We start from the raw sequence: 13,987 nt of genomic DNA, 5'->3' as shown, positions 1-13,987 counted from the left end.
GAATACGATGGTTCAGTCACCCTTTATGCGGACTGACCCTCCGCCTTCGCCAGCAAGCCAGCTCCAACGGCCTTCGGCCAAAAGCAGATCCATACACCCCTGCCATTCACCCCCCACGGTTGAAATACCCGACCCCACCCCCATATGAGTTCCCATCAGGGCATTTTCGCCCCCTAGCGTGGAGACTCTCCCCTTGACCACCATCGTTTCAGTGCGCCGCCAAGGCAAAGTCGTTATGGCCGGTGACGGCCAGGTTTCCCTCGGCAATACCGTCATGAAAGGTAACGCGAAGAAGGTTCGCCGCCTGTACCACGGTCAGGTGATTGCCGGGTTCGCAGGCGCGACCGCCGACGCCTTCACCCTGTTCGAGCGCTTCGAAGCGCAGTTGGAAAAACACCAGGGGCATCTTGTGCGCGCCGCCGTCGAGTTGGCCAAGGACTGGCGCACCGACCGCTCGCTGAGCCGACTCGAAGCCATGCTCGCTGTTGCCAACAAAGATGCATCACTGATCATCACCGGTAATGGCGATGTCGTTGAGCCGGAAGATGGTTTGATCGCCATGGGCTCGGGCGGCGCTTTCGCTCAAGCTGCCGCGCGCGCCCTGCTGTTGAAAACCGAATTGTCGGCGCGGGAAATCGCCGAGACCGCGCTGCACATCGCGGGCGATATCTGCGTGTTCACCAACCACAACATCACCATTGAGGAGCAGGACCTCGCCGAATAAGCCCGACAGACGCCGCCATTCATCGCGGCGGCCGGACTCATTCGTCAAAGAGGACCGTTGAAAACCATGTCCATGACTCCCCGTGAAATCGTCCACGAACTCAATCGCCATATCATCGGCCAGGACGATGCCAAGCGCGCCGTCGCCATCGCGCTGCGTAACCGCTGGCGCCGGATGCAACTGCCGGAAGAGTTGCGCGTTGAAGTCACCCCGAAAAACATTTTGATGATCGGTCCAACGGGCGTCGGTAAAACCGAGATCGCTCGTCGCCTGGCCAAACTGGCCAACGCGCCATTCATCAAGGTGGAGGCCACCAAGTTCACCGAAGTCGGCTACGTAGGCCGTGACGTTGAGTCGATCATCCGTGATCTGGCCGACGCTGCCATGAAGCTGCTGCGCGAACAGGAAATGACCAAGGTCCGTCATCGCGCTGAAGACGCTGCTGAAGATCGCATTCTCGACGCCCTGTTGCCCCCTGCGCGTGTGGGCTTCAATGAAGACGCTTCAGGCACCGATACCAATACCCGCCAGCTGTTCCGCAAGCGCCTGCGTGAAGGTCAGCTGGATGACAAGGAAATCGAAATCGAAGTCGCCGAAATGGGCGGCGTCGATATCTCCGCGCCACCGGGCATGGAGGAGATGACCAACCAGCTGCAAAGCCTGTTCGCGAATATGGGCAAGGGCAAGAAGAAGAGCCGCAAGCTGAAGGTCAAAGACGCGTTGAAGATGGTGCGCGACGAAGAAGCAAGCCGCCTGGTCAATGACGAGGAGTTGAAAGGCAAAGCCCTGGAGGCGGTCGAGCAGCACGGCATCGTGTTCATCGACGAGATCGACAAAGTCGCCAAACGCGGCAACGTCGGTGGCGCAGACGTCTCCCGTGAGGGCGTCCAGCGCGACCTGCTGCCGTTGATCGAAGGCTGCACAGTCAACACCAAACTGGGCATGGTCAAGACCGACCATATTCTGTTCATTGCTTCCGGTGCGTTCCATCTGAGCAAACCGAGCGACCTGGTGCCTGAGCTGCAAGGCCGCCTGCCGATTCGCGTCGAGCTGAAAGCCCTGAGCCCGCAGGATTTCGAGCGCATTCTGAGCGAGCCCCACGCTTCGCTCACCGAGCAATACCGCGAACTGCTCAAGACCGAAGGCCTGAACATCGAGTTCTTGCCGGAAGGCATCAAGCGCCTGGCCGAGATTGCGTGGCAGGTGAACGAGAAGACCGAAAATATCGGTGCCCGTCGTCTGCACACCCTGCTGGAACGCCTGCTGGAAGAAGTGTCTTTCAGCGCGGGCGACCTGGCCGGCGCGCAAGACGGCGGTACGATCCAGATCGACGCAGCGTACGTCAACAGCCACTTGGGTGAGCTGGCCGAAGACGAAGATCTGTCGCGCTACATCCTTTAAAGCAGCCGCAAGCTGTAAGCTTCAAGCCCCAAGTGAAAAGCAGCGCTGCGCAAAGCTGCTTTCACTTGGGGTCTGCGGCTCGCATCAATCTGCTGTTACTTGAAGCTTATCGCTTACAGCTTGAGGCTGTTTTTATGTCCCGAATGCCCTCCGCCATCCAGCTCCACAAAGCCTCGAAAATCCTCACGCTGAAATACGGCCCCGGTGAGGAATATCAGCTGCCCGCCGAGTTTTTGCGGGTGCATTCGCCGTCTGCCGAGGTGCAGGGGCATGGCAAGCCGATTTTGCAGTTCGGCAAGTTGGGCGTCGGGCTGACTAAAGTCGAACCAGCAGGTCAGTACGCACTGAAACTGACCTTCGACGACGGTCATGACAGCGGCCTGTTCACGTGGGAATACCTGGAACAACTGGCGCAACGCCAAGCGTCGCTGTGGGACGACTATCTCGCTGAATTGAAAGCCGCAGGCAAATCCCGCGACCCTTCGGAGCAAGTCGTTCGACTCATGCTCTAGCGGCCCGCTGCGGCGCCCGCTCTTCGTGACTGGCAAGCGCTTTAGGTTGGGATGCTGTAAGAGGATCTTGGTCTGACGCTGATTCCTGCGGGATGTCAGGCAGCCAGCGCCTTATCCAATTGCCGCTCCACTTCGGACTGAATCGTGCTGCTCATGGCCGAAAGGAGGAAATTCAGTTCAATGCTGACCCGCACCAAGGCCTCTTCGACCTGAACGGTACCTTTGGCACCCTTGCCTTCCAGCGACACGGTGTCGCCGTCCCAGCTGTGTTCGATCCCATATTTGTCACCCAGCTTCTCGGCCAGTAACTCGGCCTTTTCGCGGGCCTTGTCCTTGCCCAGCGCATGCGGGCGTTCCACGGTAATACGGGCCATCGGAGGGCTCCTTCAGCGGGATCAATCGTCGGGGCACTATACCAGCGGTGTCCAGCGAAGAAACTGTTGGCGGTGAGCCTTGTCAAGACAAAGCCAGCCCCGACGATTAGAATGGCGGCACTTTATTCCGGTGACAGCGATATGAATGATCCGCGCAAAGGCAGCGATGCCGAACCCACCACTCACTTCGGTTACAAAACCGTCGCAGAAAGCCAGAAGGCCGAGAAGGTCGCCGAGGTTTTCCACTCTGTGGCGGCCAAGTACGACCTGATGAACGACGTGCTGTCTGGCGGCATGCACCGGCTCTGGAAGCGCTTCACCATCGAGCTGTCCGGTGTACGCACCGGCAATCGCGTGCTGGACATCGCAGGCGGCACGGGGGATCTGGCCAAGAAGTTTTCCCACCTGGTCGGCCCGACCGGCGAAGTGGTGCTGGCCGACATCAACGCGTCGATGCTCAAGGTCGGTCGCGACCGCCTGCTCGACCGTGGCGTGGCCGGCAATATCAAGTTCGTACAAGCCGACGCCGAGAAGCTGCCGTTCCCGGACAACCATTTCGACTGCGTGACCATCGCTTTCGGCCTGCGCAACGTGACCCACAAGGAAGACGCCATCCGCTCCATGCTGCGCGTCCTGAAACCCGGCGGCCGTCTGCTGGTGCTGGAATTCTCCAAACCGACCAACAAGGTCATGTCCAAGGTCTACGACGCCTATTCGTTCGCGTTCATGCCGCTGGCGGGCAAGCTGATCACCAATGATTCGGAAAGTTATCGCTACCTGGCCGAATCGATCCGCATGCACCCGGATCAGGAAACCCTGAAATCAATGATGGTGGAAGCCGGTTTCGACCGCGTGACCTACCACAACATGACCTCCGGCATCGTCGCCCTGCACCGGGGTATCAAACCCTGATGTTGATCAGCGGCTTGCTCGCCAGCGCCGAGCGCGGCATCAATCAAGTGCTGCACATGGACAGCACGGCCCTGCCACGCCTTGATCGGCTGAGCGGCAAAGTGATTGCGGTCGAGTGCACCCGCCCTGCGTTTCACCTGTACATATTGCCCAGTGACGAAGGCCTGATGCTGGCCTCACGTTGGGAAGCCGGTGCTGATGTGACCCTGCGCGCTCCCGCCGCCAGCCTCGTGCGCCTGGCGCTGAGCAAAGACAAAAACGTCGTGCTGCATAGCCCCGAAGTCGATCTGGAAGGCGAAAGCGGGGTGCTGCTGGAACTGGTGGGCGTGCTGCAGGATCTGGATCTGGACTGGGAATACGAGCTGCAACGCTGGCTCGGTCCGGTGGTCACGCCCTTGATCGGCAGCCACTTGCGCAACAGCGCCCGCTGGAGCCGCAACAGTTTCGAGAGCCTGAACCATAATCTGGCCGAGTACTTGGCCGAAGAATCCCGCACTCTGGTCGGCAAACGCGAGGCTGAAGCCCGCTTCGCCGAACTGGATCAGACCCGACAAGACCTGGAACGCCTCGAAGCCCGCTTCGAGCGTCTGGCCCAATCCCTCAAATCCAGCGATAACGCATGAGCCTGCTTGCCGTCCGCCGCCTGTTTCGCATCCAGCGTGTCGTAATCCGTTACCGCCTCGATGACCTGCTGTTCGCCCTCCCACTGCCATGGTGGCTACTTGCCGTGCGTTTTGTGCTGCCGTGGCGCTGGATCCCGCGGCGCAAAAACGAGCTGACCCGAGGCGCACGCCTGCGACTGGCCCTGCAAGACCTGGGGCCGATCTTCATCAAGTTCGGCCAGCTGCTTTCGACCCGCCGCGACTTGCTGCCCGAAGACATCGCCGACGAGCTGATGATGTTGCAAGACCGCGTGCCACCGTTCGATTCCGAAAAGGCCATCGCGCTGATCGAGTCGCAACTGGGCGCGAAGATCAATGACGTGTTCAGCCGCTTCGATGTCGCGCCGCTGGCCTCTGCATCGGTGGCGCAGGTTCATGCCGCTCGCCTCAAGACCGGCGAAGAAGTGGTCGTGAAAGTCGTGCGGCCAGGGCTTAAACCGGTCATCGGATCGGATCTAGCGTGGCTGTTCATTCTCGCGAAGATCGCCGAACGGCTGTCTGCGGACGCTCGCCTGCTGCACCCCGTCGACGTGGTTGCCGACTACGAAAAGACCATTTATGACGAGCTCGACCTGTTGCGCGAAGCGGCGAACTCGAGCCAGTTGCGCCGCAACTTCGAAGGTTCGGCCATGTTGTATGTGCCGCAGGTCTATTGGGACTGGTGCCGTCCAAAAGTGCTGGTGATGGAGCGTATCTACGGCGTTCAGGTCACGGATCTGGCGACCCTCGCCGATCAGCGCACTGACATGAAGAAACTCGCCGAACGCGGCGTCGAGCTGTTTTTCACTCAAGTGTTTCGCGACAGCTTTTTTCACGCTGACATGCACCCCGGCAACATTTTCGTCAGCACAGTCGCGCCGTGGGACCCGCAGTACATCGCCATCGACTGCGGCATCGTCGGCAGCCTGACCCCGGAAGACCAGGATTATCTGGCGCGCAACCTGTTCGCGTTCTTCAAGCGGGATTATCGCCGCGTCGCCCAGTTGCACATCGATTCGGGCTGGGTTCCGGCGGAAACCAAACTCAACGAATTCGAAGCCGCCATTCGAACCGTGTGCGAGCCGATCTTCGAGAAGCCGCTCAAAGACATCTCCTTCGGCCAGGTGCTGATGCGTCTGTTTCAGACCGCGCGCCGCTTCAACATGGAAGTCCAGCCGCAGCTGGTGTTGCTGCAAAAAACCTTGCTCAACATCGAAGGTCTGGGCCGTCAGCTGTACCCGGAGCTGGATCTGTGGAGCACTGCCCAACCCTATCTGGAACGCTGGATGCGCGAACGGGTCAGCCCGAAAACGCTGATCGGCAACCTGCAATCCCAAGTCGAGCAAATTCCCCATCTGGCCAACATGACCCGCGACTTGCTGGAGCGCCTGTCGCAGCCGCACCGATCCGATCCCGCCCCACCCTACTCGCGCAGGGGCGATCACTGGGCCTTGCGGCTGATCGGCGCCGCGTTGCTGGGCGGTGGCGTGCTGTTGGCGACGGCCCACACCCAATCGGGCGATGAATGGCTGGCGCTGAGCGCCTGGCCCGCGCTGCTGATGCTGGTCGCAGGGCTCTATCTGGTCGTGCGCCGATAGCCATCGACGCACGCCGCTGGCACACTAACCCACCCACACATCGGCCGGAGCCGACGATGAAAGACTGGCTGGACGAGATTAAATGGGACAGCGACGGTTTGGTACCGGCGATCGCGCAGGACCATAAAACCGGACGCGTCCTGATGATGGCCTGGATGAACCGCGAAGCCCTGAGCCTGACGGCCACGGAAAACCGTGCCATCTATTGGTCGCGCTCCCGTGGCAAACTGTGGCGCAAAGGCGAAGAATCGGGTCACGTGCAGAAACTGCACGAATTGCGTCTGGACTGCGACGCTGACGTCATCATTCTGATGGTCGAGCAGATCGGCGGGATCGCCTGCCACACTGGCCGCGAAAGCTGCTTCTACCGCGTCTACGACGATGCCGGATGGAAGACTGTGGACCCGGTCCTCAAAGATCCGCACGCCATCTATCACGCAGGACACTGAACATGACCGATACCCTGTCCCGCCTGGCTCAAGTGCTGGAAGAGCGCAAAGGCGCGGCGGCCGACTCCTCTTACGTCGCGAGTCTCTATCACAAGGGGCTGAACAAGATTCTGGAGAAGGTCGGCGAAGAGTCGGTCGAAACCATCATCGCCGCCAAGGACGCCGCCATCAGTGGTGACTGCAGCGATGTCATCTACGAAACAGCAGACTTGTGGTTTCATAGCCTGGTGATGCTCGCAGCGCTGGGCCAGCACCCGCAAGCCGTACTCGATGAACTGGATCGCCGTTTCGGGCTGTCCGGCCACGCCGAAAAAGCTGCTCGCTCGACGGATTAAACACGGGCCTGCGAGCCCTGAAATCATTGTGAGGAACGCGTCATGGGCATTTTTGACTGGAAACACTGGATCGTCATTCTTGTAGTTGTCGTACTGGTGTTCGGCACCAAGAAACTGAAGAACCTGGGCACCGACGTAGGTGAGTCGATCAAAGGCTTTCGCAAGGCCATGAACGACGACGAAAAACCGGCCGAGCAACCGCCTGTCCAGCCCCAACCGACCGCGCAGCCGGTTCCACCGACTCAGCCGCCGTACCCGCCACACACTATCGATGGCACTGCGCAGAAAGTCGAAGAGCCCATTCGCAAAGACTAGGTCGTGACGCATGTTTGGTATCAGCTTCTCTGAACTGCTGCTGGTCGGCCTTGTTGCCCTGCTAGTCCTAGGGCCTGAGCGTTTGCCAGGCGCAGCACGGACGGCCGGGCTTTGGATCGGTCGCCTGAAACGCAGCTTCAACGCGATCAAACAGGAAGTTGAGCGCGAGATCGGCGCCGATGAAATTCGTCGCCAGTTGCACAACGAACACATTCTTTCGCTCGAAGAAGAAGCGCGCAAAATCATGCAGCCGCAACAACCGGTGGCGCCTGTGGTGCCGCCAGCCGCCCATCCGGTCAGTGAGCCCGCCCCGCCGATCATGGGTGCCACGCCAGCGCCGCCCAGCGCCGACATCGGCCCGGCAGCGCCTGCCGAGAGCGCATCGGTGACACCGGCGCCTGCTGAGGTCGAGGCCGTGCAGCCTGGCGCGACGCCTGCTCCAGTCGCAACGACGCCTACCGCCGTGCCGAGCGCACCTTCCGCCAACGATTCGACACAGCCCCCACGAGCCCCATGAGCGAAATACCGGAAAACGACCAGCAGATGCCGTTGGTCTCGCACCTCACTGAGCTGCGCTCGCGCTTGTTGCGTTGCGTGCTGGCCATCTTCGTGATCTTCGGTGCGCTGTTTTACTTCACGCAGAAGATTTACACCTTCGTTTCGGCGCCGTTGCGCAAGTTTCTGCCCGACGGCGCGACAATGATCGCCACCGACGTGGCTTCGCCGTTTCTCACGCCGTTCAAGCTGACGATGATGGTGGCGCTGTTCCTGGCGATGCCGGTGATCCTGTATCAGATCTGGGGCTTCATTGCTCCCGGCCTGTACAAGCACGAAAAGCGCGTGGCGGTGCCGCTGCTGATTTCCAGCATCATTCTGTTTTACGCCGGGATGGCGTTCGCCTATTTCCTGGTCTTCCCGCTGATCTTCCATTTCTTCGCCAGCGTGACCCCGGAAGGGGTGTCGATGATGACGGATATTTCCAGTTATCTGGATTTTGTCATGACGTTGTTCCTGGCATTTGGCGTGGCGTTCGAGATTCCAGTCGCGGTGGTGCTGCTCGTGTGGATCGGCATTGTCGACGTGAAATACCTGAAGAAGATCCGGCCTTACGTGGTGATCGGTTGTTTCGTGGTCGGCATGATCCTCACACCGCCAGATATTTTCTCGCAGACCCTGCTGGCGGTGCCGATGTGGCTGCTGTTCGAAATCGGCGTGCTATGCAGTTCCATGGTCACCAAGCGTGGCGACCATGAAGAAGACGAAAAAGCCGAAGACAAACAAGACCAGCCCCCAGCGACGCAGCTGTGAATCTGCTGCTTCTGGAAGAAGCCGACTTCATTTCGGCTGATCGAGTGGTGCTGCGCGATCGCCGCGTCAAGCACATGCAAGAAGTGCATCGGTCGGAAGTGGGCGATAGCCTGCGCGTCGGGCGCGTGAACGGTTTGCTTGGCGCCGCACAGCTGTTACGCCTTGAACCCCGCGAGGCGGAACTCGCTGTGAGCTTCGATCGTGAACCGCCCGCCAAGCTGCCGCTGACCTTGGTGCTCGCCTTACCCCGTCCAAAAATGCTGCGCCGGGTGTTCCAGACCGTCGCCACCATGGGCGTGCCTAAAGTCATTCTGGTCAACAGTTATCGTGTTGAAAAAAGCTTCTGGCAAACCCCGTTTCTGGAACCTGCGGCGATTCGAGAGCAATTGATTCTGGGGCTGGAACAGGCGCGGGACAGCGTGCTGCCGGAGGTCGTTATCGAAAAACGCCTCAAGCCGTTTGTAGAAGATCGACTGCCGGCCCTTGTCGACGGCACGCTAGGTCTGGTCGGGCATCCTGGTGATTATCCGGCCTGCCCGCGCGCAGTGGACGAGCCTGTGACACTGGCCATTGGCCCCGAAGGCGGCTGGATTCCCTACGAAGTCGACCTGCTGCGCGCTTCCGGGTTGAACCCCGTGCAGCTTGGCGAGCGCATTTTACGTGTGGAAACGGCTGTGACGGCACTGATTGCCCGGCTGTTCTAGATTTCGAAACCCCCGCCGATACCCTGACTGACATCCATAAAAACAACGCGCAAGGAATGATCATGTCTCTAGGGATCACCCATCGCCTCGGAAACGTCAGTGTCGGTCGCAAACTCAGCCTCGGATTCGGGCTGGTATTACTGCTGACGATGATCATCACCGCCACCGGTTGGTCGAGCGTCAAAACACTGATCACGCGTGGCGACAAGATGGCCACTATCTCTCGTATCAGCGAGCAGAGCCTGCAATTGCATACGGCACGGCTGCGCTATGAAACTGAGTACAGCGATGCTGCCGCGACGGGCGTCATGACTTGGCTGAACAAGCTTGATGCAGAACTGAAGACCGCCCACAGCCAATTTGTAGTTCGTGAAGACCTCGACATGCTGGACCGCCAAAGCGAGGCGGTCGCCGGGTATCGGCGCGCCTTCGACGAAATGGCACAGGCGGTCAAAGCGCGGGAGGCTAGCCGCGCCAACCTCGGCACCACGGCAGACGCGGCGGTCAGTGAGGTCGGCAAAATCGAAGAAGCATTGATCCAGCACGACAATATCCTGCAGTTCAATAGCGCCGTTGGCGTGAGCAAGTTGATTCAACAAGCGCGATTCGAGGTGCGCGGCTACACCTTCAGTGGCAACCCTGATTTCGAGAAGAGCGCCACAGCCGCCATTGATGAAGCCATCATCGGTGTGAACACCCTCGCAGGCGATGTGTCTTCCCAATACATTCCGCAACTGCAACGGGCCAACCTGGCGCTGAAGGGCTATGCCACGGCAGTGGGGCAGTACCGCGATGCTCAACTCGTCAGCCACCAGGCGCTGGACAAAATGTCAGGGCTCGGCCAGCAACTGCTGGACTTGAGCGACAGGCTGACCGTGTCGCAAACCGCCAAGCGCGAAGCAGACAGCCGGCACGCGGAGTTCATGCTTAGCGTAGCCACGGCGCTGGCGCTGTTTTTCGGCGTGATTGCCGCCTGGATCATTACCCGCCAGATAACCCTTCCTTTGCAGCAGACGCTCGTCGCGGTTGATCGCGTGGCCTCCGGCGACTTGACCCATAACCTGAAAGTCGACCGTCGCGACGAACTGGGCCAATTGCAAAGCGGCATTCAGCGCATGACCGTCAGCCTGCGTGAGTTGATTGGGGGCATCAGTGACAGCGTCACGCAAATTGCCAGCGCCGCCGAGGAGTTGTCTGCCGTGACTGAGCAGACCAGCGCCGGGGTCAACAACCAGAAAGTCGAGACTGATCAGGTCGCCACGGCGATGCACCAGATGACGGCTACCGTGCAAGAAGTCGCGCGCAACGCCGAGGAAGCGTCGGAAGCCGCTGTCGCGGCCGATCAGCAGGCCCGTGAGGGTGACAAGGTGGTGAACGAGGCCATCGCTCAGATCGAGCGTCTGGCCAGCGAGGTGGGGCATTCCACCGCGGCCATGGGCGAGCTGAAACGCGAAAGCGACAAGATCGGCAGCGTGCTGGACGTCATCAAATCGGTGGCTCAGCAGACCAACCTATTGGCGCTCAACGCGGCCATCGAAGCCGCGCGCGCCGGGGAGGCCGGTCGTGGCTTTGCGGTGGTCGCCGACGAAGTGCGCAGCCTGGCCCAGCGCACGCAGAAATCCACCGAAGAGATCGAAGCGCTGATCGCGGGCTTGCAGAACGGCACGCAACAGGTCGCGACCATCATGGACAACAGCCGCGAGCTGACCGTCAGCAGCGTTGAATTAACGCGTCGGGCCGGTGGCGCGCTGGAAAGCATTACCCGAACAGTGTCGGCGATTCAGGCGATGAATCAGCAAATCGCCGCCGCGGCTGAGCAGCAAAGTGCCACTGCCGAAGAGATCAACCGCAGTGTGTTGAACGTGCGAGATGTGTCGGAGCAGACCTCGGCGGCCAGCGAAGAAACCGCAGCATCCAGCGTGGAGCTGGCGCGTCTGGGCACGCACTTGCAGGGGCTGGTGGGTCGGTTCAGGGTTTGACCGAGCCGCTGGCCGCTGCTAAGGATTGCAGCCGCGTATCCATGCGCGAAAGCCGTACAGCCGATGGCGATGCGCTGGCCGTACGCAACCCTGTGAGAGCGGGCTTGCTGGCGAATGAGGTGGGACAGTCCCACCTTTGTCAGCTGAAACGGCGCATTCGCCAGCAAGCCGGCTCCCACAGGTATGACGTCGGTCGCAGATCTATGACATGCCCATGACCCGTGTAGGCGCACGCCTGGTGCAGGCCGCGATCGGGCGAATGCGGTTTGCCCGCTAACCCGGAATTCCCCTCAGCGTTCTGCGCCGTACCTGACTGCAATGTGTGAGCTGCATCACCCCTGTCAGCGCCTCAGAAATCTCCTACACCTTCCTCAGGTCACGCTCCCGCCTTCCCTGCCGATGCGCGTTTATCGCCCACCCGCAGGAGACCCACCATGTCCCATGGACTCAACGGGGCGCTGGCCAACACCAGCGTCAAACTCAAACTGGCACTGGGTTTCGGCCTCGTTCTGCTTCTGACGCTGGTCATCACCCTCACCGGCTGGCATGGCCTGGACGCCATGATCGAGCGCTCGGAATCGTTGACCTCAATCGCTCAGCTCAACGCTATGACCAAAGACCTGCGCGCCGAACGCATTACCTTTCGGATGGAAAACACGCCTGAGAGCGCCACTCTTGTCTCCAAGCGAATCAATGAGATCGAAGCCCATCTCGGCACGCTCAGAAGCGACGACCAATCGGCCGACGTGCTGCAAATGCTCAACAAGCAAAGCGAGACCGTCAGCGCCCTGGAGCAGACCTTCAATGAGCTTGGCCAGGTGCTGGAGACCCGGAATGCCTCGCGCGAGAAGATGAAAAGCCTGTCGGATACCGTGATCAAAGCGGTGGATCAGGTCGAGGCCGATGTGCTGAAAGCGGTCAGTGAAGAGCAGGGAAACAAGGAAAAACTGGACGAGTTCACCAACATCCTGCAACTGCGCCGACACCTACAAGACGCGCTGTACGACACGCAGGCGTATCTGTACAGCGGCAAGGAAGCGTTTGAAGCCGGGGCGATCAAAGCCATCGAAGAAGCGCTCGGGGAAGTCGAGCAGATCATGGCCAGTCCTTCCGATACCAATGCCAGTATCTTGATGACAGCCAGAAAGGCGCTGGAAGCCTATCGGACCCAATTGGGTCAGCTGGAATCGCTCCAGACTAAGGCGGAGGCGGCGCAAGAATCGATGGAAGCCATGGGTGACGTGCTGCTCGCGTCCACTGCCGACATTACCGCGCTCCAGAGCCAGCGTCGGGACGGCGAGGCCGACCGGTCACGCACCACGCTGATCAGCGTTGCGGTGCTGGCGATCGTGCTGGGTCTGTTGGCCGCATGGCTGATCACGCGCCAAATCATTCTGCCGCTGCAGCAAACCCTCGCAGCCGCCAAGCGGATTGCCGGTGGCGACCTCAGTGTCGACCTCGACGTACGGCGCCACGACGAAATGGGCAGTCTGCAGCAGAGCATGCAGGACATGACCTTGAGACTGCGCGTGCTGATTTCGGGCATCAGCGACGGCATCGCCCAGATCGCCAGCGCCGCGACTCAGCTCTCGGCCGTCACCGAACAGACCAGCGCCGGGGTCAATGACCAGAAGCGTGAGACGGATCAGGTCGCGACCGCCATGAATCAGATGACGTCGACCGTGATGGAGGTCGCCCGCAACGCCGAGGAGGCCAGTGAGGCTGCTGTGCAGGCCGATCAGCAGGCTCGGGAAGGCGATCAGGTGGTCGCAGATGCCATTGGGCAAATCGAGCGCCTGGCTGTCGAGGTGGCCAATTCCACCGAGGCCATGGGCAAGCTCAAGCTGGAGAGCGACAAGATTGGCGGCGTGCTGGACGTGATCAAATCGGTGTCTCAGCAGACCAATCTGCTGGCCCTCAATGCCGCCATCGAAGCCGCGCGGGCCGGGGAAGCCGGAAGAGGGTTTGCCGTGGTCGCCGATGAAGTGCGCAGCCTGGCGTTGCGCACGCAGCAGTCCACCGAAGAAATCGAATTGCTGATCGCGGCCTTGCAAAGCGGGACGCAGCAAGTGGTCAGCACGCTGGACGCCAGTCGCACCCTGACAGATCGCAGCGTCGAGCTAAGCCGCAAGGCAGGAGCGGCACTGGAGCACATCACGCGCACGGTCTCGACCATCCAGACCATGAACCAGCAGATCGCCACCGCGGGAGAGGAGCAAAGCGTTGTCGCTGAGCAGATCAACCGCAGCGTGTTGACCGTACGGGACGTGTCCGAACAGACGGCATCGGCCAGCGAAGAAACCGCGGCGTCCAGTCTGGAGCTTGCACGGTTAGGGACGCATTTGCAGGAGATGGTCGCGAAGTTTCGCGTGAATTAATGGCCTGCGTCGTCGTGTAGGAGCGTGGCTGTCCGCAATGTCTACAGGAGCCGCCCCTCTCTGTAGGAGTGAGCTTGCTCGCGATGACGGCAGATCGGTCAATACAGCGCCATCTGACAGTACGCCTCGCGAGCAAGCTCACTCCTACAGGAAGTTACTGGGTGTCAGACACATCTCATAAGCGTGTTTGCTGTCGGTTCCCGGCAGATCGTGGACAAGCCACGCGCCTACAGATTGGCTGGCCGCAATGTCTACAGGCGCCGCCCCTATCTGTAGGCGTGAGCTTGCTCGCGATGACGGCTGATCGGTCAACACAGCGCCATCTGACAGTACGCCTCGCGAGCAAGCTTGTGTCTT

15 protein-coding genes and 1 pseudogene are annotated in these 13,987 nt (G+C 60.4%); 15 read left to right on the top strand and 1 reads right to left on the bottom strand.

What is annotated here, in order from left to right; translation table 11 throughout:
• Positions 1-193: 193 nt before the first annotated feature.
• From hslV to B3N48_RS02960, 3 genes are all read left to right on the top strand, one after another.
• Complete coding sequence (hslV, locus tag B3N48_RS02970) at positions 194-724, top strand: ATP-dependent protease subunit HslV (protein ID WP_037016051.1); 531 nt, start codon at positions 194-196, stop codon at positions 722-724.
• A 66-nt stretch (positions 725-790) separates the two neighbouring features.
• Positions 791-2,125, top strand: a complete 1,335-nt coding sequence (gene hslU / locus B3N48_RS02965; RefSeq protein ID WP_296179187.1) for an ATP-dependent protease ATPase subunit HslU — start codon at positions 791-793, stop codon at positions 2,123-2,125.
• Positions 2,126-2,259: 134 nt separating this feature from the next.
• Positions 2,260-2,637, top strand: coding sequence for a DUF971 domain-containing protein (locus B3N48_RS02960; protein WP_296179186.1), 378 nt, complete (start codon positions 2,260-2,262; stop codon positions 2,635-2,637).
• 95 nt (positions 2,638-2,732) lie between these two features.
• Here the strand turns inward: B3N48_RS02960 and B3N48_RS02955 are convergent, their stop codons facing one another.
• Positions 2,733-3,011, bottom strand: a complete 279-nt coding sequence (locus tag B3N48_RS02955) for a polyhydroxyalkanoic acid system family protein (RefSeq protein WP_296179183.1) — start codon at positions 3,009-3,011, stop codon at positions 2,733-2,735.
• A gap of 141 nt (positions 3,012-3,152) precedes the next feature.
• Here B3N48_RS02955 and ubiE point away from each other — a divergent pair, with 141 nt between their 5' ends.
• From ubiE to B3N48_RS26780, 12 genes and pseudogenes are all read left to right on the top strand, one after another.
• Complete coding sequence (ubiE, locus tag B3N48_RS02950) at positions 3,153-3,923, top strand: bifunctional demethylmenaquinone methyltransferase/2-methoxy-6-polyprenyl-1,4-benzoquinol methylase UbiE (protein WP_110951120.1); 771 nt, start codon at positions 3,153-3,155, stop codon at positions 3,921-3,923.
• Positions 3,923-4,546 (top strand): ubiquinone biosynthesis accessory factor UbiJ, encoded by a 624-nt coding sequence (locus B3N48_RS02945; protein ID WP_296179179.1) that lies wholly within the window; start codon positions 3,923-3,925, stop codon positions 4,544-4,546. Before ubiE ends, B3N48_RS02945 begins: the two co-directional genes overlap by 1 nt.
• A complete protein-coding gene (ubiB, locus tag B3N48_RS02940) occupies positions 4,543-6,162 on the top strand; it encodes a ubiquinone biosynthesis regulatory protein kinase UbiB (protein WP_296179177.1) in 1,620 nt (539 codons plus the stop codon). Before B3N48_RS02945 ends, ubiB begins: the two co-directional genes overlap by 4 nt.
• Before the next feature lie 56 nt (positions 6,163-6,218).
• Positions 6,219-6,611 carry a phosphoribosyl-AMP cyclohydrolase gene (gene hisI, locus B3N48_RS02935; protein ID WP_296179176.1) on the top strand — a complete coding sequence of 131 codons (393 nt, stop codon included), beginning with the start codon at positions 6,219-6,221 and terminating at the stop codon, positions 6,609-6,611.
• Positions 6,612-6,613: 2 nt separating this feature from the next.
• On the top strand, positions 6,614-6,946 hold the full coding sequence (locus B3N48_RS02930; RefSeq protein ID WP_296179174.1) for a phosphoribosyl-ATP diphosphatase: 333 nt from the start codon (positions 6,614-6,616) through the stop codon (positions 6,944-6,946).
• Positions 6,947-6,988: 42 nt separating this feature from the next.
• Positions 6,989-7,261 (top strand): twin-arginine translocase TatA/TatE family subunit, encoded by a 273-nt coding sequence (locus B3N48_RS02925; RefSeq protein WP_296179171.1) that lies wholly within the window; start codon positions 6,989-6,991, stop codon positions 7,259-7,261.
• A 10-nt stretch (positions 7,262-7,271) separates the two neighbouring features.
• Entirely contained in the window at positions 7,272-7,778 is a 507-nt protein-coding gene (tatB, locus tag B3N48_RS02920; RefSeq protein ID WP_296179169.1) for a Sec-independent protein translocase protein TatB, read from the top strand.
• Positions 7,775-8,569: a twin-arginine translocase subunit TatC gene (tatC, locus tag B3N48_RS02915; protein WP_296179167.1), complete on the top strand. Its 795-nt coding sequence runs from the start codon at positions 7,775-7,777 to the stop codon at positions 8,567-8,569. Before tatB ends, tatC begins: the two co-directional genes overlap by 4 nt.
• On the top strand, positions 8,566-9,273 hold the full coding sequence (locus tag B3N48_RS02910; RefSeq protein WP_296179164.1) for a 16S rRNA (uracil(1498)-N(3))-methyltransferase: 708 nt from the start codon (positions 8,566-8,568) through the stop codon (positions 9,271-9,273). The genes tatC and B3N48_RS02910 overlap by 4 nt, the downstream gene beginning before the upstream one ends.
• A 62-nt stretch (positions 9,274-9,335) precedes the next feature.
• Complete coding sequence (locus B3N48_RS02905) at positions 9,336-11,252, top strand: methyl-accepting chemotaxis protein (RefSeq protein WP_296179161.1); 1,917 nt, start codon at positions 9,336-9,338, stop codon at positions 11,250-11,252.
• Between the two features lie 434 nt (positions 11,253-11,686).
• Positions 11,687-12,769: pseudogene (locus B3N48_RS26785) on the top strand (methyl-accepting chemotaxis protein); the annotation flags it as partial.
• Complete coding sequence (locus B3N48_RS26780; protein WP_414704188.1) at positions 12,755-13,630, top strand: methyl-accepting chemotaxis protein; 876 nt, start codon at positions 12,755-12,757, stop codon at positions 13,628-13,630. The pseudogene B3N48_RS26785 and the gene B3N48_RS26780, both read left to right, overlap by 15 nt.
• Positions 13,631-13,987: the final 357 nt, after the last annotated feature.

This window comes from Pseudomonas sp. UBA1879 (assembly GCF_002338065.1).
In the GTDB taxonomy this organism is placed as follows: domain Bacteria; phylum Pseudomonadota; class Gammaproteobacteria; order Pseudomonadales; family Pseudomonadaceae; genus Aquipseudomonas.
This window is presented reverse-complemented; position numbering and strand designations above follow the sequence as displayed.